Genomic DNA, 24,407 nt, shown 5'->3' on the forward strand with positions numbered 1-24,407 from the left:
CGATCCCGTGTTTCTGCCTGCCCTACTGCTTTTTTTCGCCGATACGCATATCGCGTCCAGCGCCCAGCCCGATCAGCCCCAAAAGCATGCAAAGACCGGCGCAACCATAAAACACTGCCGACCAGCTTTGCGCCATGTCATACACCGCTCCGGCACCTATGGGGCCACAAGAGGCAAGCAGATAGCCCATACTTTGTGCCATGCCCGACAAGGCTGCCGCCTGAAAGGTGTTGTTGGTCCGCAAACCGATAAACATCAGCCCGAGAATAATCGCCGCTCCTGCACCAAAGCCGATGCAGCTTCCCCAGATGAGCGCCAGGCCCGGCAACGCCGCCAGCCCGGCTGCCCCCAAAGCGGCGATTCCCGCAACGGCCGCCGCGATGAATCGCTGGTCTTTCATCCGGCCGACAACCGGAATAAGCAGCAGCCCCGGGGCCGCTGAGGCCAGTTGCATCACGCCATGAATGTTTCCGGCCTCAGCGTTGGTGAATCCCGCGCTGATGAGCAAGGCAGGCAACCAGCTTACGCAGATATAGTACGTCAATGAAGTCAGGCCGAAAAACAGCGTAACCTGCCACGCCAGGGCGGATTTCCACAAGGGGGCACCGCGCGGCTCTTCCTGTACTTTACCCGTGCTGCTGTTGCGCGCAGCCAGTTGCGGCAACCACACCACCCCGGCCCCCAGAGGCAGCAGAAGCAGGGAACCGGCGGCGAATTCCCACCCCCAGCCGAAGGATTGCGCCAGCGGGACCACCAGGGCGGACCCCAGCGCCGCGCTTATACCCATAGTTAATGCGTATAGTGCCGTAAGCCTGGCAATGGAGCCGGGAAAGTCCCGTTTCACAAGGCTTGGCAACAGAACATTGCCCACTGCTATGCCGCAGCCGATAAAAACCGTTCCCGCATACAGGCTCCAGCCATGCCCCAGAGAGCGCAGCACAATCCCGCCGCCTATCAGGAAAAGAGCCAGACCCAGCGCCCGCTCAAGCCCGACTTTTCTGCTTATGGCCGGGGCCAGTGGTGATACTGTTGCGAATGCCAGCAGGGGCAGCGCATTGACAAGACCCGTTGCCGTGGTGCTCAGATGAAGCGCTTTCTGCACAATTTCCAGCAGCGGCCCCATACTCGTAAAAGGAGCCCGCAAACACGTCGCAATACACAGGATGCCCACAGCAAGCATGACCTGCCGTCTTGTTTCGGGCGTTTTTTTGACACTCATGAAACCCTCAATACTGTAGCTGAATTACTGACCTTGATACTCAGGATCAGAGGGCCACTATGCCATTTTTCTTTTTGATTTAATTTAGCGATTATGCCAAACAATATCTAAATGAGGCCATAAATGTCACTAAAAGAATTATTGGCAGCTTTTTCGCCCGACCAGTGGGATATTCCGGTTACAGCCAGAAAAGTGGATGTCGTCCGGAATGAATACGAAATGCCCACGCACCAGCACACGGCCGGACAGTTGCTGCTCACGCTGCGCGGCAGCACGGCATGCAGGGTTTTTGAGGACCTTTGGCTGGTTCCGCCGCAGTGCGCTGTATGGGTTCCGCCCAACACTCCCCACTGCAACCGGATAACAGCGCGATCCAGCGTATGCCTGCTTTTTATTCGCCAGGAGCACATCCGGCTGCTTCCTGCCACATGCTGCACCCTGTCCATATCACCGCTGGTGCGTGAACTAATCAGGCATGTTGCCGCACTGCCGCCCGAGGACATGCTCGCAGAGCGTGGCGAACGCCTTATCCAGGTGCTGCTTGACGAACTGTCACGCATGCCTGCAACCGGCCTGCGCCTGCCGGTATCGTCAGACATACGTTTGCAGTCCATTGCAGAAAGCATCACCGAGGCCCCGGCGGAACGGAAAGACCTTTCCGCCTGGGCCAGACACATCGGCATGAGCCGCCGCTCTCTGGCGCGGCTGGTGGTCAGGGAGACGGGCCTGTCTTTCGGGCGCTGGCGGCAGCAACTTCTTCTGGTTATGGCCATCCAGATGTTGTCGGACGGCATCAGCGTACAGCAGACCGCCTGGGACCTTGGCTATGAATCCGTCACGGCCTTTATCACCATGTTCAAAAAAGCGTTGGGCGCCTCGCCGGCCAAGTATGTTCAAAGGTACTTCGCCACCGGGACTGAATCCGGAAGCTGAAAATATTCAGACGCTATCCCGCGCTGCGGCAATGCCTGGACACTACCGCCAGACTGCCCGGAAAAAGCACTCCCCCGGCACTGCGTCTGCCCCATTCCTGCGCATTGCAGCATAAAACAGGCTTGGCAAAAGCCGCTCAAGTTGGCTACAACAATGCCCACCATATCTGATTTACGACAGTCGCGCGCCCAGCGCGCCAAAGCCAAGGAACCGCATGAGCACTCTCCTCCCCTGCTTCAAAGCCTACGATATCCGTGGCCGCGTGCCTGATGTTCTGAATGCCCCTCTGGCGCATGCCCTTGGACGGGCTGTGGCAGAAGTACTGGGCGCAAACCGTGTTGTGCTGGGGCGCGATGCCCGCCTTTCCGGGCCGCTTCTGCGTGACGCCCTGGCAAACGGCCTGCGCGAGGCCGGGGCCAGTGTTACGGATATCGGCCTCTGCGGCACGGAAGAAATGTATTATGCCGCCGCCAATCACACAGCCGGCGAGCCTTTTGACGCAGGCATCATGATCACCGGCAGCCATAACCCGGCTGATGAAAACGGATTCAAGCTGGTACGTGGCGGGGCCATCCCCGTGAGCGGCGATTCCGGCCTGTTTGCCCTGCGCGACAGGGTGGCTGAACTGCTGGCGGACGGCGGCCATCCTCACGCTGCGGGCACAGCATCTCCGGCGCTGCATGAGGCTTCCTTCCGGGCTGAGTACGTGAGCTGGCTTCTCCGCTACAGCGGTGCGGAGCAGCTTGTCACGGCTCCGGGGCGCAAGCCGCTCAAGATTGTAGCCGATGCGGGCAACGGCTGCGCAGGCTTTGTGCTGCGCGACCTGGCGAAAAACCTGCCCTTTGATTTCACCTGCCTGCATATGGAGCCTGACGGCTCGTTTCCCAATGGCGTTCCCAATCCGCTTTTGCCGGAACGCCGCGCTGCAACTGCCACTGCCGTGCGCGAGGCTGGGGCGGATATGGGCATTGCCTGGGACGGCGATTTTGACCGCTGCTTTTTTTATGACAGCGACGGCAATTTCATTGAGGGCTACTACTGCATCGGGCTGCTGGCCCAGGAACTGCTGCGCCGCGCTCCCGGTGGCAAGGTGGTGCATGATACGCGCGTCTACTGGAACACCCGCGAAATGGTGCTGGCCGCAGGCGGCCAGCCTGTTATGGGTAAAACGGGCCATGCCTTCATGAAGGAACGCATGCGGGCCGAGGACGCCGTGTACGGCGGCGAAATGAGCGCCCACCACTATTTCCGAGATTTTGCCTACTGCGATTCAGGCATGCTGCCCTGGCTGCTGGTGGCGGCTTTACTGCACCGCACGGGCCGTTCCCTGGCCGAGCTTGTGGCCGAGCGCATGGCCGCCTATCCGTGCAGCGGCGAAATCAACCGCCGTGTGCAGGACGCGCCTGCCCTTATGCAGCTTGTGCGGGAGCAGTACGCCCCCCACGCCCTCTACGAAGACAGCATGGATGGCGTGAACCTGGAATTTGCGGACTGGCGCTTCAACCTGCGCATGTCCAATACCGAACCGCTGCTGCGCCTCAATGTGGAAACCCGCGGCAACCGCGCCCTGCTGGAAGACAGGACCGCCGGACTCCTGAACCTGCTGGAGACGCGGGGCGGCGCTATGCCGGCGTAAGCTGCGGACCGGGGCGCACCCGGGCGGCGGCCTTGTTCTGCACCTGCGATTAGTGTATCTTCCGGGCCGTGCGCCACAGCGGACGTACAGGCCCTGTGCGGTATAAAGCGCTTATTTGAACACCTGTGAGTAATTCCATGCCAAGCATTGCTCCTGTCATACTCTGCGGCGGCAGCGGTACACGCCTGTGGCCGCTCTCACGCGAGACCTATCCCAAGCAGTTTGTGGACCTGGGCGAGGGGCGTACCCTGTTCAAAGACACGCTCTTGCGGGCGCAACGTACTCCGGAAAGCCTGGAACCGGTCATTGTCTGCAATGAGGCCCACCGTTTTTATGTAACGGCCGCATTGTACGAATGTGACGTTCGCGCCACCATTCTTTTAGAACCCGCACCGCGCAATACCGCGCCGGCCATTGCTCTCGCGGCTCTCACCCTTGCCCGCGACGGAGCGGACCCGCTCATGCTGGTGTTGCCGTCCGATCATGCCATCGGTAATGAAGCCGCTTTCTTCAAGGGAGTGGGGTCTGCCGCAGCCCTGGCGGAACAAGGGCATATCGTCACTTTCGGCATCACACCCGCAAGCCCGGAAACAGGCTTTGGCTATATTGAACAGGGTGAAACTTTGGGCTACGGCGGCTTCCGCGTGGCCCGCTTTGTGGAAAAACCCGATACAGCGGCGGCCCAATCCATGCTGGATCAGGGCGGCTTTTTGTGGAACAGCGGCATGTTTCTGTTGCGTGCCTCCGTGTACCTGAAAGAGCTTGAACGCTTCGCCCCCGAAATACACGCCGCCTGCTGCACCGCCTGGCAAAGACGCGCAGCCGACGGCGCGTTCTGTCGCCCGGACGCGGACGCATTTCTGGCCTCGCCGTCCGACTCCATCGACTATGTAGTCATGGAGCAGACGGACCGTGCGGCGGTAGTTCCCCTGTCCACAGGCTGGAGCGACCTTGGCTCATGGGAGGCGTTCTATCAGGCGGAAGCGGGGGACGACAGCGGCAACGTCTGCCACGGCGACATCATGACCCAAGACGCGGAGAACTGTTATTTCAACGCCCAGCATCGCCTGGTGACGGCCATTGGCGTGCGCGACCTTGTGGTTGTGGAAACACGCGATGCCGTGCTGGTGGCCCCGCGCGAGCGGGTGCAGGAGGTCAAGGCCATGGTCGGCCGCCTGCAATCAGCCCGGCGAACCGAATGCAGACAGCATCCGCTGGTCTACCGCCCCTGGGGCAGCTACGAAACGCTAGTTATGGACGGCCGTTTTCAGGTCAAACGTATCATAGTCAATCCAGGTGCGGAGCTTTCCCTCCAGATGCACCACCACCGCGCCGAGCACTGGGTAGTTGTCAGCGGCACGGCCGAGGTGACCAACGGCAATGAAACCCGCCTGTATACAGAAAACCAGTCCACCTACATTCCCGTGGGAACGCGGCACAGGCTGAAAAACCCCGGCATCATCCCCTTGGTGCTTATTGAAATCCAGTCCGGCGCATATCTGGGCGAAGACGACATTGTGCGTTTTGCCGATGTGTACGGACGCGAAGATTTACCGGCGTACGGCGACGAAAACAGATGAAACCACCAGGTGGACATCGTCCACCATGCAATATAGAATTATAAGTTCACCTTGAGCAGTCTGAACGTAAAAAATACTATGACAATTTGTCAGGTCAGGAAATAAGGATCATGAAGAAAGCGCTCATAACGGGTATCACCGGTCAGGACGGGGCTTATCTCGCAGAATTTCTATTGCGGAAGGGCTATGAGGTTCACGGCATCAAGCGGCGTGCCTCGCTGTTCAATACCGACCGCATCGATCATTTGTATGAAGACCCGCACGCCAATGGACGGCATTTTATTCTGCATTACGGCGATCTGAGCGATTCCAGTAATCTGGTGCGCATCATGCAGGAAGTGAAGCCCGACGAGGTGTACAACCTGGCCGCGCAAAGTCATGTGCAGGTTTCTTTTGAATCGCCGGAATACACGGCAGATGTGGACGCCCTGGGAACCCTGCGCCTGCTTGAAGCTATTCGTATTGCCGGACTTGCCCAGACTACCCGTTTTTATCAGGCGTCTACCTCAGAACTTTTTGGTCTGGTGCAGGAAGTGCCGCAGACAGAAAAAACGCCGTTTTACCCGCGTTCTCCCTATGCCTGCGCCAAGCTCTATGCCTACTGGATTACGGTTAATTACCGCGAAGCCTACGGCATGTATGCCTGTAACGGTATTCTGTTTAACCACGAATCGCCCATCCGTGGTGAAACCTTTGTGACGCGCAAAATTACACGCGCCATGTCGCGTATGGTGCTTGGCCTTCAGGATTGTCTGTTCCTTGGCAATATGGATGCCAAGCGTGACTGGGGTCATGCCAAGGATTACGTTGAAATGCAGTGGCTTATGCTGCAGCAAGAGCAGGCAGACGACTTTGTTATCGCCACCGGCCGTCAGTTTTCTGTGCGCGATTTTGTCAATGCGGCAGCCGCAGAGCTGGGTGTCAGCCTGATCTGGCAGGGCCAGGGCGTGGACGAAATAGGCACAGTTGCCGCTGTGGACGTGAGCAGGTTGCAGCAGGTTGCGGGCAACCGACATGGGCTGGAATGCCATCTCAAGCCCGGCGATGTCATTGTGCGCGTTGATCCGCGTTACTTCCGCCCCACCGAGGTGGAAACCCTGCTGGGGCATCCGGCCAAGGCCAAGGAAAAGCTGGGCTGGGAACCGAAGACCTCCTTTGAAGACATGGTTGCCGAGATGGCGCGCGAAGATCTTGCCTTAAGCATGCGCGATGCCGTGTGCAAGGTGGCAGGCTTTAAAACTTTCAGCCACAACGAGTAGGGCATGCGCAAGGATTCTCTGGTTTATGTGGCTGGCCACAGGGGGCTTGTGGGCAGCGCCCTGTGTCGCGCCCTGACGCGTTCCGGGTATGAGCGGCTGTTCACGCGTACCCATGCGGAGCTGGATTTGTGCGATCAGGCCGGGGTGCGGGCTTTTTTTGCCCAGCATCGGCCTGAGGTGGTGATTCTGGCCGCCGCCAAGGTGGGGGGCATCCACGCCAACGCCACCTATCCCGCAGAGTTCATCTATCAGAATCTTCAGATTCAGAATAATGTTATCGACAGCGCCTACCGTAATGGCTGCAAAAAACTGCTGTTTCTTGGCTCGTCGTGCATTTATCCCAAGCTGTGCCCCCAGCCCATCAAGGAAAAATACCTGCTCACCGGTCCGCTGGAGCCAACCAACGATGCCTACGCGCTGGCAAAAATTTCGGGCATCAAGATGTGTCAGGCCTACCGCCAGCAGTATGGCTTTGACGCCATCAGTGTCATGCCAACCAATTTGTACGGCCCTGGCGACAATTATCATCCGGAAAACAGCCATGTGATTCCTGCCTTTATTCGCCGCTTTCATGAAGCAAAGATATCTGGCGCAAAAACAGTAACCATCTGGGGTACTGGCAATGCCCTGCGCGAGTTTTTGCATGTGGACGACATGGCGGATGCCTGCGTGTTTCTGCTCGAGAACTATTCTGATTTTGAGCATGTGAACGTGGGCAGCGGGGTGGAGCACACCATTATGGACACTGCCCGTATTGTGGCCCGCGTGGTGGGTTTTGAGGGCGAGATTGTCACGGACACCACAAAGCCGGACGGAACCCCGCGCAAGCTTATGGATTCTGGCAAGCTGTTTGGCATGGGCTGGAGGCCGCAAAGAAGCTTCGTTGATGGGCTGGCAGACAGCTATCAGTGGTTTGTACGGCAGTTCGAGGCGCAGGCATGAGCGAGGCGCGTTCAATAGTTCAATCGCTACGTGCACTGATGCCGTTGACCCCCCTCTCTGAAAAACGGAGATTTTGGGGGTTATTGGCCCTGTCTGTGTGCATTGCTCTGTCCGAACTGGTAATAACAGGCCTTGTGGCCTTGCTGGCTGTAGTTTTCGGATCACTGGATACCGCACTTAATCATCAACCTTTGCTCTGGGTGCGAACTAACTTTGATTCACCATTGATTGATGACGCTAGGTGGTTAGGGTTTTGCGTTCTCTGCGCAATATTGTTAGCTATTGTGTGTAAAAATATTTTGACCACCGTGCATCAATGGCACATGACGGCGTTTTCCGAGGCAATCGGTAATGTCGCTCGTAAGCACCTGCTCCGTTTCTTTTTACGTGCGCCTTTTTTGTGGGTTCTACGCGTAGGCACATCTGAAATGCTGTTCGGCTTTGGCGCGGGATCAATGCTGGGACAAACATTGCTGATGGTTTTGCAAATATTTAGCAATGCGCTAATGATAATCACGATTTTTTTGGGGCTAGTGGTGGTGTCCCCGATTCCTTCTCTGGCTTTTTTGGGTGTTCTCGGTTTTGGTGGATACCTGATTGTCCGTGTGACGCGCAAAGTGTTGAATGATCGTGCGGATACTGTCTTTCAAGCAGATTTAGCCACTCACACCATTCAGCAGACCGTTGTTCATGGGTTGAAGGAAATGCGTTTATACGGGCGGGAATCAGCAATTTTTAGTACCTATTCTGAGAAGCTGAACGATGTGCTTACGGCTAGGAAGAGACTTCAGGCTCTATCTCGTCTGCCAGTTGGTAGTTTGGAGATTTTGGGGTTTGCATCTCTAGTCGGTGTATTGTTGTTTTTAATTTTTGTGCAAGACGCGAGTATGGCCACCGTGTCTGGAGTAATGGGTTTTATGGCCGCAGCTGCTTGGCGCACACTGCCAACTGCCAACAGACTTGTAGATAGTCTGACTCAATTACGGTCTTCATTGCCGTATTTGACAAAAGTAGCAGATCTAATTTCGCTGGAAAATCAGCTAGAAGGAAGCTTGACCCCTGATTTTGCTGTCAATTCACCACGTGTTGATTTTAAAAAGTTCATAAAACTTGACAAGGTCAGCTTTCAGTACCCAGGGGCAACCGTTGCCGCTTTGCATGACGTGGATTTTAGCATTCAAGCTGGAAAGATGCTCGGGTTGATTGGGTTGTCCGGTGCAGGTAAAAGTACACTGGTAAATATTATTACTGGGCTTATCCCGCCGGGTGCAGGACAAATTTTAGTGGATGGGGTGCCCATAACTAAGGATAATCATCGTTCTTGGCTACAGCGTATTGGCTATGTGGCCCAATCTCCGTATCTTTTGGACGCGTCTCTGGCGGAAAATGTGGCGCTTTCACGTTGGGGAGAATCCATTGACCGTGAGCGCGTGCTTGAATGCTGCAGCATGGCTGCCCTTGATTTCGTAGAAGAGCTGGATGATGGGATTGATACGGTACTTGGAGAGCGTGGTGTACGTCTTTCTGGTGGGCAGGCACAGCGCGTAGCCATTGCCAGAGCCTTGTATAGTGAACCGGAATTGATCATCTTTGATGAAGCTACAAGTTCTCTCGATATGAAGAATGAAAAATCCATTCATGAAACTATCCTGTCTCTGCGAGAGAAAGTGACCATGGTAATTGTTGCTCACCGGCTAAGTACAGTTGAAACTTGCGATGCCGTTATTTGGCTCGATAAAGGACGCGTGCGCATGACTGGTTGTGTGGATGAGGTGTTGCCGGACTATAAAACGGCATTATCCGGAAATACCGAGCAAGTATTACCCGGCAATGTTGCCGGAGCAGAAGTGGAATAACATGTTTAGTGAAAAATCTATTCTTATTACGGGTGGAACTGGCTCTTTCGGAAAAAAATGCATTGAAGTTTTGCTCAAAAAGTACAAGCCGAAACGCATTATTGTTTTTTCACGCGACGAGCTGAAACAGTTCGAAATGGCGCAGCATTTTTCTCCAGAAAAGTATCCGTGTATGCGTTATTTTATTGGTGATGTGCGCGATAAAGAACGCTTGCACAGGGCCTTTAGAAGTGTGGACTATGTTATTCATGCCGCAGCACTCAAGCAGGTTCCCGCAGCAGAGTATAATCCCACAGAATGCATCAGGACAAATATTACCGGCGCAGAAAATATTGTTAATGTTGCCGCCGACTGTGGTGTTAAAAAAGTTGTAGCACTGTCTACAGACAAAGCCGTAGCCCCAGTGAACCTGTATGGGGCCACCAAGCTTTGCTCAGACAAGCTTTTTGTTGCAGCCAATGCCTTTACCGCCTGTGACACCGTGTATTCAGTGGTGCGCTACGGCAATGTTATGGGCTCGCGGGGTTCTGTCATTCCGTTTTTTATCAAAAAGCGCGAAGAGGGTGGCCCGCTGCCCATCACAGATACGCGGATGACGCGCTTCTGGATTACATTAGAAGAAAGCGTGCACATGGTGTTACGTTCATTTGAGATTGCTGGCGGCGGCGAGGTGCTTGTTCCCAAAATTCCAAGCATGAAGATCACAGATCTCGCTGAAGCCATCGCACCTGGTACGCCCACAGTGGACGTGGGAATACGGCCAGGAGAGAAGCTGCACGAAACCATGATTACCGTAGAGGATAGTCGGCATACTATTGATATTGGCAACTATTATGTAATAAGACCGGAGACTTTTCCCTATAGAGGGCCGGAAGGTAAGCCAGTGCCAGAAGGTTTCGAGTATAATTCTGGTACGAATGATCAATGGCTTGAAGTTAGTACTCTGAGAGATGTATTGCGGCAGCAAGGGTTCTCTGTGAAATAATGATTGCTTTGTGCAGGGCTTAGCCAGCATGTTGTTCATGTTTTTTAAAAATGCGATAAATTTCCTTTGCAGTCTGGAGAAAGGAATTATCTATGCTTATGCTACTGCATGCCGAATATTGTGTCGTCAATGTAATTGCTTCACAGATGTAGCATAAAATGTTTAACCGTAGGTAATAAGTGATGGTAGAAGCAATTCATTGCCGTGTGTGTAAAAGCGCTAACATGATGTCAGTCTTGTCGCTTGGTGAGCAAGCCTTGACAGGAGTATTTCCTAGAATTGCTGAAGCAAAGATTGCCAAGGGGCCTTTGGAGCTTGCTTGGTGCTCTTCTTGTGGCCTTTTACAGTTAAAGCACTCATATTCGCCAGATGAAATGTACGGTGAAATTATGGATACAGGTCTGGCTTAAATATGTCGATGGTGCGGCATCTGCAACAAAAGATACATACGTTGGAAACTCTGTACTCTTTGAATGCAGATGAAATTGTGCTGGATATTGGCAGCAATGATGCAACATCTCTTAAGTCTTACATCTCTCCCTGTCGCAAGGTTGGGATAGACCCCACAGGCGGAAAATTTAGAAAGTACTACACGGATGAGATCCAGCTGGTGGTTGACTTTTTTTCAGCCGAGGCATTTGATCGTGCTTGCCCAGGCAAGAATGCCAAGATAATTACTTCGATTGCGATGTTTTACGACCTAGAAGATCCATTGCAATTTGTGCATGATATTGAGAAGGTCTTAGCCCCCGAAGGCGTTTGGCATTTTGAGCAGAGTTATATGCCATCCATGTTGCGAACAAACGCTTATGATACAATCTGTCATGAACATATAGAATTTTACTCGTTCAAGGTCGTTAAAGACATTCTTGACAGTTGTGGTTTGAGAATAATTGATGTGCAAACTAATGCAGTTAACGGTGGCAGCTTTGCTGTGACGGCATGTAAAAAATCTGCTCAATATATATCGAATGAACCTGTCATACAGTGGCTCTTGCAGCAAGAGGCTGATATGGGGCTCGACACACCAACGCCTTATCGGAACTTCGAGGAGCGTGTTTTTCGACATAGAAAAAGCCTTAAGGGGCTCATCGAATCTTTAGTTGCATCGGGAAAGACTATTGCAGGGTATGGGGCGAGCACAAAAGGCAATGTTTTGTTGCAATTTTGTGGGCTTGGGGTTGAGCACATACCCTTCATCGCTGAAGTTAACGAAGATAAATTTGGTTCATTTACTCCGGGAACGAATATTCCGATTATTTCAGAAGAGGATGCGCGAAATAGAAAACCTGATTACTTCTTGGTTCTGCCGTGGCACTTCAGGGCGGGCATTTTGGAGCGCGAATGGAAGTTTATTCAGGATGGTGGCAAGTTTATTTTTCCGTTGCCAGAGATCGAAATCATATGAGAGTGAGTTACTTCGCCCTGCTGAAATTTAATTTTTTTCTTGGATATGTGGAATGAAGGCTGTTATTTTTGGCATTTCTGGTCAGGATGGTTATTATCTTGAACAGCTTTTGACAGCGCAACAAATTGAGGTCATAGGGGTTTCGCGTAGCACAGATCCAAGTTGCGATATAAGAGATTATGAATCTGTCGCCTCGCTGATTGAAGCACATCAGCCTGATTATGTATTTCATTTAGCAGCAGATTCTACAACACGACATCAAGCAATATTCGCAAACCATCAGGCGATTGGAACTGGAACGGTGAACCTTCTAGAGGCTGCAAGGCTCCATGCTCCACAAGCTCGTATATTTCTTGCCGGTAGTGCAGTGCAGTTTTTTAACGATGGAACGCCCATAAACGAGTCTACCCCCTTTCACTCCTATAGCCCCTATGCGGCAGCAAGAATATATTCTGTCTACATGGCTCGCTATTACAGAGAAACTTTTGGCCAGATGGTTTATGTTGGGTATTTATTTAATCATGACAGCCCATTGCGTATGGTTAACCATGTCAATCAAAAGATTGTGCAGGCTGTTTTGGATATTCGGGGGGGCAAGGAAACGTCCTTGGAAATTGGGAATCTTGACGTGCGAAAAGAATTTAACTTTGCTGGCGACATTGTTGCAGCAATGTGGCAGCTTGTGAACCAGGACATGGTTTTTGAAGCGGTGATAGGGTGTGGCACCGCTTATTCGATTAGAGAGTGGGTGTCTTATTGCTTTCAAAAAGTAGGCTTGTCCTGGGAAGAACATACAATTCTGAGAGAAGGGTACGTTGCGGAGTATAATGTGTTGGTCAGCGATCCTAGTCTGATACAACAACTAGGCTGGGAACCGAAGACGTCTTTTTTTCAACTCGCCGATATGATGTTGGAGGTGTAGTTCTCAGTATCTTTTTTAAATTTTATTTGCAGAGTCAACGGTAAAAAATTTCAAAACTTTTTATAACACGTGCAGATGTTTAAAAATAACATTAACACAATCCTAGAATTACATTAAGGATTTTTTGATGTCGAACAATTGCACTGTTTATATTATTATCGCGAGGAAATTATGAAAGAAATGCTTAAACTAATTTTGCGTAAGTTTGGTTATGAAGTATATCGCTATCATCCCTATCCAACTCACCTAGAGAACAGAGGTGAGTTCGACTATGTGGAAACAGAAACCGGCAAATACTATCTTCCGCCTGATGCCACCAACGATGCAATTGCCAAAGAGATACGCTGGAACAAAGTATTTGATCAGCATATTCTCGATATTGCAGTTGAGTATATTAAAGAAGATTCCATAGTTCTAGATGTGGGCTCCAACTTTGGCCAAATGGCTATTCAGTTTGCGAAGCATGTTGGGCAGAAGGGTATGGTTTATGCTTTTGAAGCAAACCACTATGTCTTTAGGGTGCTGGAAAAAAATATTGAAGTCAACAAGGCTCACGTTAAAGCTTTTGAAGGAGCAGTGCACACTGTTTCTGGGGAAACTCTCTATTTTCCTGAGCCTGACATCGCAACTTACGGTACGTATGGATCTTTTGGTATTGATTATGTGCATGGTTTGGGTACTCCTGTTAAATCGCTTGCTCTTGACGATTTAGATTATCCCTTGCCTGTGAGTTTCATGAAAGTTGATATTCAGGGTGGAGACTTGATGGCTTTAAAGGGAGCTCGAAACACTATAAACAAGTTCAGAATGCCAATAGTGTTTGAATATGAATTCAGGCTGGAAAAGACATTGGGATTACGTTTTCAGGATTATGTCGATTTCGTTGATAGTATAAATTACGTTTTCTATCGTGCTCCAGACAATAACTACGTGGTGTTACCGAGAGAGTCATGCACAGGAAAGTAATTGTTGAGATTTTAAAAATATTGCAGATTTATGATACGGCGAAAATCTGCGTCTATAAAGGGAGGAGTATTCTAAAATCTTTCCTGGTGTATCTGTATAACTATGTGCTAACATTTGTCCCAATCCTGGCATTACGGATTTTTTACTTGCGCAATTTTTTAAATATTAGAATTGGGCAAGGCTGTCATATTGGTTTGGGAACATATATGCTTGGTGAGATCTCGCTTGGGCGTGGTTGTGTTGTTGGAACTCGCTGCCACATTGTGGGGCCACTGGTTGTTGGTGATAATGTCGCCATCATAGCGCATACCTACATTTTCGGTACCAGTCATTATAAAGATAGCCCAACATTTGAGCCTTTTGAACGAACGGTGATCATTGATAGCCATGCATGGCTTGGGGCAAGATCAATGGTACTGCCTGGGTGCCACATCGGTGAGGGGGCTGTTTTAGGCGCGGCTTCTGTCGCAACTAAAGATTTACCTCCGTTTTCAGTCGCTGTTGGGGCACCGGCACGTGTTGTTGCTAAGCGTTCTTCGCAACTTGAGTATGATTTCTCAGATTACAAGCCCTACTTTGTCTAATATGCTGCTATGTTAACAGGAAAACATCCATGATTGCAATAGTTGAGATGAACTGCAGAGAGTTTGAGCATGAGACTCCGAACAGTGGGTTCGTGTACGGTGTCAGCAAAGCTTATCCTGACGAAACAGTTCTTTTTTGTGCCCATGCAGAATATATTGCAAACATACAAAGGATATTTCGAGAGCGTAATGTCATTCTAAACAATGTAGAATTTAGAGTGATAGGAGGTAAAGCAGGGTCAACATTACTAGAATTTATTCCTAATTTTATTATCCTGCTTCGTCTTTTTTTTTACTTTTCACGCAAGAATGTTCGCTCTGTCCTTTTTTTGAGTATCTGGGGTGGCCAAAATTTTATTGTTAAGAACCTAGCACAGCTTTCTTGCTTTAGACACATGGGATTTGTGTTTACTCTCCATGGTGAAATGGAGAAACTTCTCGGTGCAGATCTCAGCTCTAGTGTCAGACTTCCTGCTCAAGAGCCCAAAAGTATTGTTGCCAAGCTGAAAGCCTATTCTTTCCGTGAGTTTTGCTCAAGGCTTAAGATGTTCTTGAGTGACAAGCTGATCAACATACAACGTACGGTGCACAAGTGGTTTGAGCTGGGTTTAGAAAATTGCGCAATGCTGCCATATAAGCATTCGAGCATGTTTCGCTATCTAGTCCTGTCAGATCATATTATCCCCAGCCTTAAAATGGTGTTAGACACGAGCCAATACAATTTCGTCGCGATTCCGATGCCTTGTATTTTTTTACCACCTCCGCCGGAACCCGATAATTCGTATGCTAAATTTGCTGTATTCGGCGGTGGAAATCCACAAGTTCTGCAGCAGATCCATGCGGCGCTTACCTCGAAAACACTGCAAAAGAACTATGAGATCCGCATCATCGGAAGGAACACTCTTGGATTGCAAGAGCTTGATTGCGTTACTTGCCCGGCTTCGGGAATTCTTTCTCGGAAGGAGATGGAGTCGTTGGCAAGCGATATCGATATGTTTTTAGGACTATACGAGGATTTTCGCTATCGTGCTTGTTGCAGTGCGTCCATTGTGGAAGCCTTTATTTATTGCAAGCCGCTAGTTTATCTTGAAAACAAATGTTTTTCTTCTTTTGATTCTGATTCTGCGCCTATTGGCATACGTTGCCCGGACGTTGATGCTTTTGCCAACGCTCTGGCTCATATCATTGAAAATTATGACTCTTTCAAAGCGCAACTTAAATGCTATAGGCGCAATATGATTTTCCACAGAGAGAAGATCGATATTGCCAACAATGCCGAGCGCCTCAGAAGTATTCTAACATTCTGAAAAACAGCAATTTTGTCAGTTTTTTTCTTTGGGTAGCATCTGTGAAAAATTGCGGAGTCTTCAATTGTTTTGAGGATTCTCAGGGTTATGATTAGTTTTATGGTCGGCAAGTATGACTGCACTTGGGTCTTTGAGCACTCTTAATGGAATGGGTTTGCTTTTAAGCAACTATCCTGAGGCTGCTGATTTATAAAACGACAGCACTGCGCTGTTGGTGACAACGAATGGGGGAAGTATGGGCAAAACGCTCATGCCGTACGGTCGGCAGATAATTGATGATTATGATATCACATCGGTCGTTGATGTGCTTCGTTCTGACTGGCTTACGACAGGCCCTGCCGTTGAGCATTTTGAAGATGACGTTTGTGCTTACACCGGTGCGGCTTATGGGGTTGCGGTTGCAAACGGCACGGCGGCACTGCACGCGGCCATGAGTGCCCTTGCCATCGGTAAAGGTGATGAGGTTATAGTTACTCCTATGACCTTTGCGGCTTCTGCCAACTGTATTCTTTACCAGGGGGGAACCCCTGTATTTGCCGATGTGGATCCCGATACGCTTCTTCTTGATCCCGCTGCTGTCGAAGCGGCTATCACATCACATACCAGAGCCATTATAGCCGTAGACTATGCTGGTCAACCCTGCGATTGGGACTCCTTGCGTGTTATCGCTGATAAACATAAGCTGGCTTTGGTGGCAGATAGCTGTCATGCTTTAGGTGGAATCTACAAAGATTGTAAAGTTGGTACGTTGGCAGATATAACAGTTTTTAGCTTCCATCCGGTAAAACACATTACTACCGGTGAGGGGGGGATGGCAGTGACCAATGATCCCCGCCTTGCTGCAGCAATGCGTGCATTTCGTGGGCACGGGATAACCACCACCGCCAGCCAGCGTGAAAAATCTGGTGCGTGGTTTTATGAAATGACATCGTTGGGGTATAATTATCGAATCACGGATTTTCAATGTGCCCTTGGCAGTAGCCAATTGAAGAAGCTGGATGGTTGGATTGCAAGAAGGCATGCCCTGGCTCAGGCTTATGAAGAGGCTTTTAAGGGGACTATTGTTAAGCCCCTCGTAAAGCAGTTGCACGTTTCACACGCATACCATCTGTATGTGGTGCGCATACCTGACAGGGACAATGTTTTCAAACAACTTCGTGAGGCTGGCATTGGCGTAAACATCCATTATATTCCGGTTCATTTACATCCGTATTACCGGGAAAACCTTGGGACTCGTCCTGGTAGTTTTCCTGTTGCGGAGAAAGCTTATGAGCAAATACTGACGCTCCCACTCTGGCCAGCGATGACACAAAGCGACGTAAACTGGGTTGTTAAGACTCTTTTAGCTGCACTGTCATAGTGCTGGATATGGTACGTTTATGGCTGATAAAAATGGTGCGATCGCAATTATCATGGCCCGGGGAGGGTCCAAACGCGTTCCACGAAAGAATGTTCGCAGTTTTCTTGGTCGGCCTATGATTGCATGGCCAGTTGCACATGCACTTGCATGCGATCTTTTTTCTCATGTGATCGTGTCAACAGATGATAATGAAATTGCTGATGCTGCAACGGCAGCAGGCGGAGAAGTGCATTGTCTTCGGCCTGCCTCGCTGAGCGACGATTTTGCTGGCACTCCTGAGGTGTTGGCGTATGAATTGCAAATGTTTAAGAGCCGAGAGGGGTATTTGCCAGAAGCTTGCTGTTGTTTATATGGCACTTCCGCTCTGGCTCTTCCTGCCTCGCTCGCAACAGGATACGAGAACTTTGGCATTATGGGGTGTGAGCTTGTTATGGCCGTTAGCAGCTATGCACATCCTATTGAGAGATCATTATGCATGAACGAGCAGGGAGAACTGTACTATCGTTATCCTGAATTTGTTGAGAAGAGGACGCAGGATTTGCCAATAAGCTTCCATGATATTGGCCTTTTTTATTGGGTTTCGCCGAAGGCTTTTTTACGGAACGGGGGAAACGACTTTACTTCATTAACCAAGCGAGGCGTCGTGGTATCGCGTTTTGCAGCTCTTGATATAGACACTGAAGAAGACTGGCTTAACGCAGAAAAGCTTGGTGGCATGCTGCTTGGAGAAGAGTGAGTATGTCTTTCTCTCTATTCATTTGTGCAGATGCCAGCCCTGTTATTGGCACCGGGCATGTAATGCGCTGTATGGCGCTGGCGCAGGCCGCAAAGGCTATGGGAATACCTGTGTCAATCTGTGGGAGGGTGTCGGTCCCGTGGGTTCAAGAGCGCTTGGGTAGGGAAAATGTGCGGTTCATTCCTGTTTTTGGTGATGAAATACCGGAAAAAGAAAGTTTGGGTTCTATGCTGTCTCGGCTTGCGCATGCTGATGATGGTGCTTGGGTGGTGCTCGACGGATATCACTTTGGCCCAGAATCTCATTGTGTGGTTCGTGAAGCTGGATACCGCCTTGTTGTGATTGATGATTACGCGCACTTGCCTGAATATCACTCTGACATTTTAGTTAACCAAAATATCGGGGCAGAAGATCTTGTATATAAAGGTGATGCTGGCTCCAAACTTCTTGGGCCTAAGTACGCTTTGCTTAGGCCTGAATTTATGGAAGCCCGGCATTCCATTAATTCCCGGTGCTTTCCCGAGCATGCCAGAAATATTTTATTAACTTTGGGGGGGGGGGATGTTATTTCCCACCTGCGGGATATAGCCTCATATCTGGCACAGCCAGAGATGAAGGAGTGTTGTCTGCGGGTGATTTCAGGGGCAATGGCCGAATCAGATGTCCGTTATGTGCTGCGTGATTGTCCTGCGGATATTTCGGTGCTCGGACAAATCGACAATATGTCGGAACAATTCTATTGGGCCGATCTCTGCATCACCGCTGGAGGTAGCACATGTTGGGAATTGTGTTGTCTGGGCGTGCCGTTTGTCACTGTCAAAGTCGCTGAGAACCAACATAATATTGTCGATCGGTTGGGACGGTTGGGGATAAAAGAGCTTGCATCAAGAGAATTGCTTGTTTCATTGATTGGGTCGGGTGAACAACGTCGCCGTCTAGCAGAAACCGTAAAAGGGTTGACCAATGGGGCAGGAACACGAAAGGTGCTCGGCGCTATTGCTGCAAAAAATTTCTTTTTGCGACCAGTGGAGCCAGATGACTGTGTGCGCATATATGATCTAATCAATGATCCGGATATTAACCGCCTGTCGGCTCACCCTCATACTATTTCGCTGGACGAACACAAAGGGTGGTTTGAAAGGCGTGTTTTGTTGAACAATGCCCCGTTTTTTTTGGCTTTTATTGGGAAAATTTTTTTGGGTTATGTCCGTTTCGAACCTTTGGAAGAAGACTCGGAATCCCATAAAATAAGCATTGTTGTAGCCAAGCAGTGGCGAGGCTGCGGTATTGGGCCAGCATTAATTGCTGAGGCCAGCAGAAATTTTTTTTCGTCAGGTGGGCGCAAGATTGTGGCCTTTATTCGGCAAGAGAATGAATTCTCAATTGCTGCATTTTGTTCTGCTGGTTTCACAAGGCATGAGGGAGCTGCATCTGGCATTTATCAGGTCTCGTTGACTCGCACTGGAATATCTTGAACAATACCAATATATAATGAGGCCGTGATGTTTTTGCAGGCTAAAAATGTTTTAGTTGTGGCAGCCCATCCAGACGATGAAATGCTTGGGTGTGGGGGGACACTCGCCCGGTTGCGTAGCGCTGGCGCTCGCGTTTGCGTGTTGCTGTTAGGCGAGGGCCCTACCTCGCGAGTCTCAACTGATAACGATGAAGCTCGAAATGGGGCTTCCTTTTCTGCAAAAGCGGCTGCTGCAGCTCTTGATATTGAGGATATACGCTTCGCAAGCTTGCCAGATAACCGTTTTGATTCGCTTCCTCTGCTTGAGATCATAAAAAGAATTGAGGCTGTGGGGCAAGAGGTTCAACCTGACCTGATTTTTACTCACCATGCTGGTGACTTAAATATTGATCACTCTGTTGCAAACAGGGCTGTTATGACGGCCTTCAGGCCATTACCGGGAGAGCCTTCGCGTACCGTACTTGGATTTGAAGTCCTTTCAAGCACAGAGTATTCCCCTCCTGGGCTGGGAGCTCCATTTCAGCCAACACTCTACGTAAATATTGCAACGTATCTTGAACGAAAGCTGCAAGCTCTTGAAGCATATGCAACGGAAATGCGCCCTTGGCCTCACCCAAGAAGCTACAAAACGGTAGAGCATCTGGCTCGTTTGCGCGGTAGCCAATGCGGATGCGAAGCGGCAGAAGCATTTGTACTTTTGCGTGCTACGTTCTAAGGGAATTATATGCAGAGGAAAAATGTGTTGCCTGCTGCTGCGATACGGGCAGAGTATGAAGAGTCAGCTGTTTTGCCAGATGAACACCAAAAGGTAAAATGGGCTTCTGAAAAGAGTATGCTGTCACGATTTGAGCTCGCGGCAGAGGCCCTTCCTTTTTCGACTGCCAAGACATGGCTTGATGTTGGGTGCGGCCCTGGCTCTTTTCAAGCGATAGTGCGCAACCGATTCCCACAGATAGCCTGCGTTGGTCTAGATATTTCACCTACGCTTATTGCCCATGCGAGCGGCCGGACTGACACTCAGGGTTGTGTGTTCATGGCTGGAGATTTTCTGGATTGTTCCCTTCCAATGTTTGATTTGATTACTTGCATAGGGGTGCTACAGCGCACCAATTTTTCCGCCAAAGAATTTTTTATAAAGGTTAGTGGCTTACTTCGCCCTGGTGGTCGCCTCTTTTTGGACACCAAGAATGCAAATTGGGAAGAATTCACTTCAGGGAGGTTAATTCCCGATCCCCATTTGCAGTGGTTCACTCTGGATTCGTTGACTCAAGCTGCAATAAACGCAGGCCTTCATCCTATCCGGGCTCTGGGTTTTGACCCTCATCATGGGGAAATTGTACCAGAAGCAAGATCTGCAACAATATTTCTCGTGGCTGAGCAGAAACAAGATTAACCCCTGATTTTTATTATGCGCAAGGAAGCCATGCATGGTTATTGATGCTCATGTATATTCTCTCCCTCCCCGTTTGCAACAAGTAGATTGTTCCTTCCCCGCAGAAGAGCATGGAGCACCACGCGCAATCCACCACAGCTCTCCGGTGTCAGTGGCCAAGCGGGCACTTCGACTTTCATCGGCTGAAGAGATTTTGGCCTCTATGAGTGTTGCAGGTGTTGATGTTTCTGTTTTGACTGCCTTGCCATGGAACTCACCGAGCTTATGCGTTGAAAACAACGAGTATATTCTTGATCGCGCTGCGAATGATCGGTTGCATTTCCTCCCAGTATGTGCAGTTCAACCTAAAAATATCAGCTGGCTCCGTGACGTTCAGGAATGTGTTGATCGAGGAGCCATCGGGCTTAAAATCAATCCGGAATGGCAGGGATTTTCATTAGAAGATCCGGAGGTAATCCAGCTATGTTCATTCTGCGCAGAAGCTAAAATTTTTTTGGAAATTCATATTGATCATGCATTTAAGAAGTCATCAACGTCAGCAGCTGCGCTATGCTCGTTACTTAAGAGTTGCCCGGCGACAAAAATACTTGCCACACATTTGGGTGGGCTGCTTGGTCTTTACTTTCTACATCCACCCATTGCTGCCTTATTGCGCAACGTGTGGTTTGACACAGCTGTTTCCAGCACTCTGCAATTCGTCGATTTCTATTTGCAAGTAGGCCTTGGGCAAAAAGTTGTCTTCGGATCGGATTTCCCTTTCAATCATAGTCACAGCCAAAGGCAAGTACTTGAAGGCCTGCGTGCTCGAGGATATGACAATGAGACCCTTGCCAACCTCTGTGCAAAAAACTTCCAAGCGCTCTGTGCGTCAGGACAATCTTCATGAACATTGTTAGCGGGCATCAACCTTTATATTTGCCATGGTTGGGATTTATCCACAAGTTAAGTCTTAGTGATACGTTTGTATTCATGGATGATGTGCAACTTCTTGACAGGGATTTTAATCAGCGCAACAGAGTCATTGCTCCAGATGGCAAAGTATTGTGGTTGAGTGTGCCGTTGGCGCGCAAGGAATCTACTTCGCTGAGGATATGCGATATTCGCATCGCGCAGGGCGGGCAGAGCAATGGTTGGCAAAAGAGCCACTTGATGACCTTGCGCAGCTGCTATGGTAAGACCAAATATTTTAAACAGTATTTGCCGTTTTTTGAATGGCTCTATGAGGATAATCAGTGGGAATACCTCAGTATACTGAATTTGACGATACTGAAACAGATTATGGAATGGTTTAGCTTAACGGCTAAAATTATTATCGGCAGTGAACAGGGATTTACCGAGAAAAAATCTGACTTAGTATTGGAACACGCTTTGCGATTTAATGGAAACATTTTGCTTACTGGAGAGCAAGGCGCAAATTACGTTGTTTATAGTGATTTTGAAAAATATGGCATTGCAGTGGTACATCAAAAGTATAATCATCCAGAGTATGATCAAGGAAGGGTTCACGGTATAACCCATCTCTCGTTCGTCGATCTTTTGTTCCGCTATGGCGAAGAAGCCAAAGAAATTACATTCACGAATAATATAACGAGAGAAGATTTATGCAAAATGTGATGTTTTCGCAACGGTTTTCTATATCAGGGCGCCCCGTAGGTGCTGGTGAGCCTGTATTTATCATTGCCGAAATCGGTGTGAATCATAACGGCGACATGGCTTTAGCTAGAAAGATGATTGATGCAGCAGTCTCTGCGGGAGTTGATGCTGTAAAATTTCAGACATTCCGCGTCGATAGTTTTATGGTGGATGAAGGCCAACTTTATGAATATAAAGAAGGGGACCAAACTGTCAGCGAATCCACATACGCGATGCTTAAGCGTCTCGAACTTCCAGAAGCGGAGCATGAAGTTCTCTTCGATTATGCTCGGAGTAAAGGCATAATTCCTCTTACTTCTGTTTCAGAGGTGCATAGTATCGATGTGGCAGTGAATGCAGGTGCAGGAGCCTTTAAAATTGCCTCGGCAGATCTGACCAATTACCCTTTGCTTAGGGCATTGGGAAAAGAAAAAAAGCCAGTGCTCATTTCCACAGGCATGACCACAGAAGATGAGGTTGCCGAGGTTTGCTCTGTCCTAAAGGAGGCAGGTCTGTCGGATTGCATCTTTTTGCACTGTGTCTCGCTTTATCCCACACCAGCCTCTGAGGCCAATATTGCACGAATGATAAGCCTTAAGGGGCTGACGGGAAGCCTTGTAGGGTATTCTGATCATACTCGCGGTGAAGATGCCTGCGTCCTTGCTGTTGCTATGGGCGCTTGCGTGTTGGAAAAGCATTTTACTCTCGACAAAATGTTGCCTGGGCCTGACCATGCATTTTCTGCTGATCCTGAAGACTTGCAGCGTCTAGTCGAGCGTGTCAGACATATAGAACTTTTGAAGGGCTCGGGCGAAATTTCACCAGGAGATAAAGAAAGTGTTTCTCGAAGCGCATATCGGCCCTCTGTGACTGCTGCGGAAAATCTTCCGGAAGGAACTATTTTAGCTGAAAAGCATCTGTGCCTTAAATGGCCGGGAGGCGGAATTCACCCTGGCAAGATGTCAGAACTAATTGGTAAAGTGCTGAACAGACCTGTAAAAAGGAATGACCAGATCCTTTGGGATATGCTGGTTAAATGAAAACTGGAATAGTAGTGGGTAAAATATGAGTACGCAAGGCGCAGAAAAAAAATTTACGAACATTGTTGATACCATTTTGCAATTCTACGACGCGTCCCGATCTCCTCAACCAGAGGTGGGGTATCTGCCCAGTACCATATCAATTGAACCGACTAATCGGTGCAATTTGCGGTGTCTTCACTGCCACCATGCTGATCCTGCACATCCAAGCAGGCAAAAAAGTGGTTTTATGGATATGGCCGTGTACCGTAAGATCATTGACGAGATACGGCACTGGGCGAGTCATATCACCCTGAACGTACATGGCGAGCCACTGCTGCACAAAAATATTGTGGATATGGTTTGCTACGCCAAGGAGGGTGGGCTCTCTGTTTCACTTCTGACGAATGCAACTATGCTGAAGCCAGAGGTGACTCATGCTCTGGTCGAAGCTCGACTTGATCGAATTGTCTTTTCCTTTGAAGGGTCGTGCCGTGAAATCCACGAAAAAGTCAGGTATGGTAGTAAGTTTAAAAGGACATTGGGCAATATTCTGTATTTCATGATTCATAACCAGCGGCATGGAACTCCACCAACATTCATTTGTATGTCTATGGTGGACAGCATGTATACTCATGAAGACAGCCAGGCATATAAAGATTACTTCAGCAAGCTGCCAGTCAATACGGTTTTTTTGAATAAGGCTCTTAACTTTTCGGGCACAACGCAGTTTGGCCGAGAGGTGCCGGTATCACAAAAAATCCATTCGCCCTTTCATGAGCAACCGGCCTGCCGTCTGCCTTGGGAACTGATGACAGTCTGCTGGGACGGTTCCGTTAGCGCCTGCCCCGTTGACCATACGGAAACGCACATTATTGGCAATGTGGCGACGGAAAGTCTTGAAGCTATTTGGAACGGCGAGCGAATGCAAAAATTCCGGCAATGCCATATAGACAGAGATTTTGAGTGGATTGAAGAGCAGGGAACGCTCTGTTCTGGTTGCAATGCCCGTCTGGATGACCCTGAGTATGACCTGTTCAATTCTCGAGACTTGGTCATAAAAAAGATAGTTCGACAAGCCCACGTATATAGTGAGCAACTTGCAGGTGGAGAATCAACCTTCGACAGTTCAGATGATTCCTCGCAAAGACTGGCGTTTGCGGAAGAAGAACTTCAGAAAAACTCGCAGAGATAAA

General features: G+C 49.6%; 23 protein-coding genes. 22 read left to right on the forward strand and 1 reads right to left on the reverse strand.

Annotated features, from left to right (window positions below):
- Positions 1-22: 22 nt before the first annotated feature.
- A complete protein-coding gene (locus ACZ495_RS09480; RefSeq protein ID WP_464262130.1) occupies positions 23-1,219 on the reverse strand; it encodes an MFS transporter in 1,197 nt (398 codons plus the stop codon).
- Between the two features lie 123 nt (positions 1,220-1,342).
- On the opposite strand from ACZ495_RS09480, the gene ACZ495_RS09485 reads away from it, so the two are divergent.
- The 22 genes from ACZ495_RS09485 (at position 1,343) to ACZ495_RS09590 (ending at position 24,406) form a co-directional block, all read left to right on the forward strand.
- Complete coding sequence (locus ACZ495_RS09485) at positions 1,343-2,152, forward strand: AraC family transcriptional regulator (RefSeq protein WP_012624057.1); 810 nt, start codon at positions 1,343-1,345, stop codon at positions 2,150-2,152.
- Between the two features lie 214 nt (positions 2,153-2,366).
- Positions 2,367-3,788 (forward strand): phosphohexomutase domain-containing protein, encoded by a 1,422-nt coding sequence (locus tag ACZ495_RS09490; RefSeq protein ID WP_464262131.1) that lies wholly within the window; start codon positions 2,367-2,369, stop codon positions 3,786-3,788.
- Positions 3,789-3,925: 137 nt separating this feature from the next.
- The gene (locus tag ACZ495_RS09495; RefSeq protein ID WP_464262132.1) at positions 3,926-5,368 is read left to right on the forward strand and encodes a mannose-1-phosphate guanylyltransferase/mannose-6-phosphate isomerase; all 1,443 of its coding nucleotides are present in this window, start codon (positions 3,926-3,928) and stop codon (positions 5,366-5,368) included.
- Between the two features lie 110 nt (positions 5,369-5,478).
- Positions 5,479-6,627 carry a GDP-mannose 4,6-dehydratase gene (gene gmd, locus ACZ495_RS09500; RefSeq protein WP_464262133.1) on the forward strand — a complete coding sequence of 383 codons (1,149 nt, stop codon included), beginning with the start codon at positions 5,479-5,481 and terminating at the stop codon, positions 6,625-6,627.
- A 3-nt stretch (positions 6,628-6,630) separates the two neighbouring features.
- Positions 6,631-7,569: a GDP-L-fucose synthase family protein gene (locus tag ACZ495_RS09505; RefSeq protein ID WP_464262134.1), complete on the forward strand. Its 939-nt coding sequence runs from the start codon at positions 6,631-6,633 to the stop codon at positions 7,567-7,569.
- Positions 7,566-9,425 (forward strand): ABC transporter ATP-binding protein, encoded by a 1,860-nt coding sequence (locus tag ACZ495_RS09510; protein WP_464262135.1) that lies wholly within the window; start codon positions 7,566-7,568, stop codon positions 9,423-9,425. Before ACZ495_RS09505 ends, ACZ495_RS09510 begins: the two co-directional genes overlap by 4 nt.
- Position 9,426: 1 nt before the next feature.
- Positions 9,427-10,410: a UDP-N-acetylglucosamine 4,6-dehydratase (inverting) gene (gene pseB / locus ACZ495_RS09515; RefSeq protein ID WP_464262136.1), complete on the forward strand. Its 984-nt coding sequence runs from the start codon at positions 9,427-9,429 to the stop codon at positions 10,408-10,410.
- A gap of 182 nt (positions 10,411-10,592) precedes the next feature.
- Positions 10,593-10,820, forward strand: a complete 228-nt coding sequence (locus tag ACZ495_RS09520; RefSeq protein ID WP_464262137.1) for a class I SAM-dependent methyltransferase — start codon at positions 10,593-10,595, stop codon at positions 10,818-10,820.
- A gap of 2 nt (positions 10,821-10,822) precedes the next feature.
- Positions 10,823-11,818: a class I SAM-dependent methyltransferase gene (locus ACZ495_RS09525; RefSeq protein WP_464262138.1), complete on the forward strand. Its 996-nt coding sequence runs from the start codon at positions 10,823-10,825 to the stop codon at positions 11,816-11,818.
- A gap of 52 nt (positions 11,819-11,870) precedes the next feature.
- Positions 11,871-12,740, forward strand: coding sequence for a GDP-mannose 4,6-dehydratase (locus tag ACZ495_RS09530; protein ID WP_464262139.1), 870 nt, complete (start codon positions 11,871-11,873; stop codon positions 12,738-12,740).
- A 171-nt stretch (positions 12,741-12,911) separates the two neighbouring features.
- Positions 12,912-13,706 (forward strand): FkbM family methyltransferase, encoded by a 795-nt coding sequence (locus ACZ495_RS09535; protein WP_464262140.1) that lies wholly within the window; start codon positions 12,912-12,914, stop codon positions 13,704-13,706.
- The gene (locus ACZ495_RS09540) at positions 13,691-14,290 is read left to right on the forward strand and encodes an acyltransferase (protein WP_464262141.1); all 600 of its coding nucleotides are present in this window, start codon (positions 13,691-13,693) and stop codon (positions 14,288-14,290) included. Before ACZ495_RS09535 ends, ACZ495_RS09540 begins: the two co-directional genes overlap by 16 nt.
- 29 nt (positions 14,291-14,319) lie before the next feature.
- Positions 14,320-15,597 carry a hypothetical protein gene (locus ACZ495_RS09545; protein ID WP_464262142.1) on the forward strand — a complete coding sequence of 426 codons (1,278 nt, stop codon included), beginning with the start codon at positions 14,320-14,322 and terminating at the stop codon, positions 15,595-15,597.
- A 235-nt stretch (positions 15,598-15,832) separates the two neighbouring features.
- Positions 15,833-16,957, forward strand: a complete 1,125-nt coding sequence (gene pseC, locus ACZ495_RS09550; protein ID WP_464262143.1) for a UDP-4-amino-4,6-dideoxy-N-acetyl-beta-L-altrosamine transaminase — start codon at positions 15,833-15,835, stop codon at positions 16,955-16,957.
- A gap of 19 nt (positions 16,958-16,976) precedes the next feature.
- Entirely contained in the window at positions 16,977-17,693 is a 717-nt protein-coding gene (pseF, locus tag ACZ495_RS09555) for a pseudaminic acid cytidylyltransferase (RefSeq protein WP_464262144.1), read from the forward strand.
- 2 nt (positions 17,694-17,695) lie between these two features.
- A complete protein-coding gene (gene pseG, locus ACZ495_RS09560) occupies positions 17,696-19,168 on the forward strand; it encodes a UDP-2,4-diacetamido-2,4,6-trideoxy-beta-L-altropyranose hydrolase (RefSeq protein ID WP_464262145.1) in 1,473 nt (490 codons plus the stop codon).
- Positions 19,169-19,195: 27 nt separating this feature from the next.
- A complete protein-coding gene (locus ACZ495_RS09565) occupies positions 19,196-19,882 on the forward strand; it encodes a PIG-L deacetylase family protein (RefSeq protein ID WP_464262146.1) in 687 nt (228 codons plus the stop codon).
- 9 nt (positions 19,883-19,891) lie between these two features.
- Entirely contained in the window at positions 19,892-20,560 is a 669-nt protein-coding gene (locus ACZ495_RS09570) for a class I SAM-dependent methyltransferase (RefSeq protein WP_464262147.1), read from the forward strand.
- Between the two features lie 34 nt (positions 20,561-20,594).
- Positions 20,595-21,446 (forward strand): amidohydrolase family protein, encoded by an 852-nt coding sequence (locus tag ACZ495_RS09575; RefSeq protein WP_464262148.1) that lies wholly within the window; start codon positions 20,595-20,597, stop codon positions 21,444-21,446.
- Entirely contained in the window at positions 21,443-22,174 is a 732-nt protein-coding gene (locus tag ACZ495_RS09580; protein WP_464262149.1) for a WbqC family protein, read from the forward strand. Before ACZ495_RS09575 ends, ACZ495_RS09580 begins: the two co-directional genes overlap by 4 nt.
- The gene (locus ACZ495_RS09585; protein ID WP_464262150.1) at positions 22,162-23,232 is read left to right on the forward strand and encodes an N-acetylneuraminate synthase family protein; all 1,071 of its coding nucleotides are present in this window, start codon (positions 22,162-22,164) and stop codon (positions 23,230-23,232) included. Before ACZ495_RS09580 ends, ACZ495_RS09585 begins: the two co-directional genes overlap by 13 nt.
- A 25-nt stretch (positions 23,233-23,257) precedes the next feature.
- The gene (locus tag ACZ495_RS09590; protein WP_464262151.1) at positions 23,258-24,406 is read left to right on the forward strand and encodes a radical SAM protein; all 1,149 of its coding nucleotides are present in this window, start codon (positions 23,258-23,260) and stop codon (positions 24,404-24,406) included.
- Position 24,407 lies beyond the last annotated feature (1 nt).

Source organism: Desulfovibrio sp. GTC20076 (assembly GCF_055385905.1).

Excerpts from the sequence above, each read along its gene's own strand:
- ACZ495_RS09480 (WP_464262130.1), bottom strand. The coding sequence starts at position 1,219 with ATGAGTGTCAAAAAAACGCCCGAAACAAGACGGCAGGTCATGCTTGCT.
- ACZ495_RS09485 (WP_012624057.1), top strand. The coding sequence starts at position 1,343 with ATGTCACTAAAAGAATTATTGGCAGCTTTTTCGCCCGACCAGTGGGAT.
- ACZ495_RS09490 (WP_464262131.1), top strand. The coding sequence starts at position 2,367 with ATGAGCACTCTCCTCCCCTGCTTCAAAGCCTACGATATCCGTGGCCGC.
- ACZ495_RS09495 (WP_464262132.1), top strand. The coding sequence starts at position 3,926 with ATGCCAAGCATTGCTCCTGTCATACTCTGCGGCGGCAGCGGTACACGC.
- gmd (WP_464262133.1), top strand. The coding sequence starts at position 5,479 with ATGAAGAAAGCGCTCATAACGGGTATCACCGGTCAGGACGGGGCTTAT.
- ACZ495_RS09505 (WP_464262134.1), top strand. The coding sequence starts at position 6,631 with ATGCGCAAGGATTCTCTGGTTTATGTGGCTGGCCACAGGGGGCTTGTG.
- ACZ495_RS09510 (WP_464262135.1), top strand. The coding sequence starts at position 7,566 with ATGAGCGAGGCGCGTTCAATAGTTCAATCGCTACGTGCACTGATGCCG.
- pseB (WP_464262136.1), top strand. The coding sequence starts at position 9,427 with ATGTTTAGTGAAAAATCTATTCTTATTACGGGTGGAACTGGCTCTTTC.
- ACZ495_RS09520 (WP_464262137.1), top strand. The coding sequence starts at position 10,593 with ATGGTAGAAGCAATTCATTGCCGTGTGTGTAAAAGCGCTAACATGATG.
- ACZ495_RS09525 (WP_464262138.1), top strand. The coding sequence starts at position 10,823 with ATGTCGATGGTGCGGCATCTGCAACAAAAGATACATACGTTGGAAACT.
- ACZ495_RS09530 (WP_464262139.1), top strand. The coding sequence starts at position 11,871 with ATGAAGGCTGTTATTTTTGGCATTTCTGGTCAGGATGGTTATTATCTT.
- ACZ495_RS09535 (WP_464262140.1), top strand. The coding sequence starts at position 12,912 with ATGAAAGAAATGCTTAAACTAATTTTGCGTAAGTTTGGTTATGAAGTA.
- ACZ495_RS09540 (WP_464262141.1), top strand. The coding sequence starts at position 13,691 with ATGCACAGGAAAGTAATTGTTGAGATTTTAAAAATATTGCAGATTTAT.
- ACZ495_RS09545 (WP_464262142.1), top strand. The coding sequence starts at position 14,320 with ATGATTGCAATAGTTGAGATGAACTGCAGAGAGTTTGAGCATGAGACT.
- pseC (WP_464262143.1), top strand. The coding sequence starts at position 15,833 with ATGGGCAAAACGCTCATGCCGTACGGTCGGCAGATAATTGATGATTAT.
- pseF (WP_464262144.1), top strand. The coding sequence starts at position 16,977 with ATGGCTGATAAAAATGGTGCGATCGCAATTATCATGGCCCGGGGAGGG.
- pseG (WP_464262145.1), top strand. The coding sequence starts at position 17,696 with ATGTCTTTCTCTCTATTCATTTGTGCAGATGCCAGCCCTGTTATTGGC.
- ACZ495_RS09565 (WP_464262146.1), top strand. The coding sequence starts at position 19,196 with ATGTTTTTGCAGGCTAAAAATGTTTTAGTTGTGGCAGCCCATCCAGAC.
- ACZ495_RS09570 (WP_464262147.1), top strand. The coding sequence starts at position 19,892 with ATGCAGAGGAAAAATGTGTTGCCTGCTGCTGCGATACGGGCAGAGTAT.
- ACZ495_RS09575 (WP_464262148.1), top strand. The coding sequence starts at position 20,595 with ATGGTTATTGATGCTCATGTATATTCTCTCCCTCCCCGTTTGCAACAA.
- ACZ495_RS09580 (WP_464262149.1), top strand. The coding sequence starts at position 21,443 with ATGAACATTGTTAGCGGGCATCAACCTTTATATTTGCCATGGTTGGGA.
- ACZ495_RS09585 (WP_464262150.1), top strand. The coding sequence starts at position 22,162 with ATGCAAAATGTGATGTTTTCGCAACGGTTTTCTATATCAGGGCGCCCC.
- ACZ495_RS09590 (WP_464262151.1), top strand. The coding sequence starts at position 23,258 with ATGAGTACGCAAGGCGCAGAAAAAAAATTTACGAACATTGTTGATACC.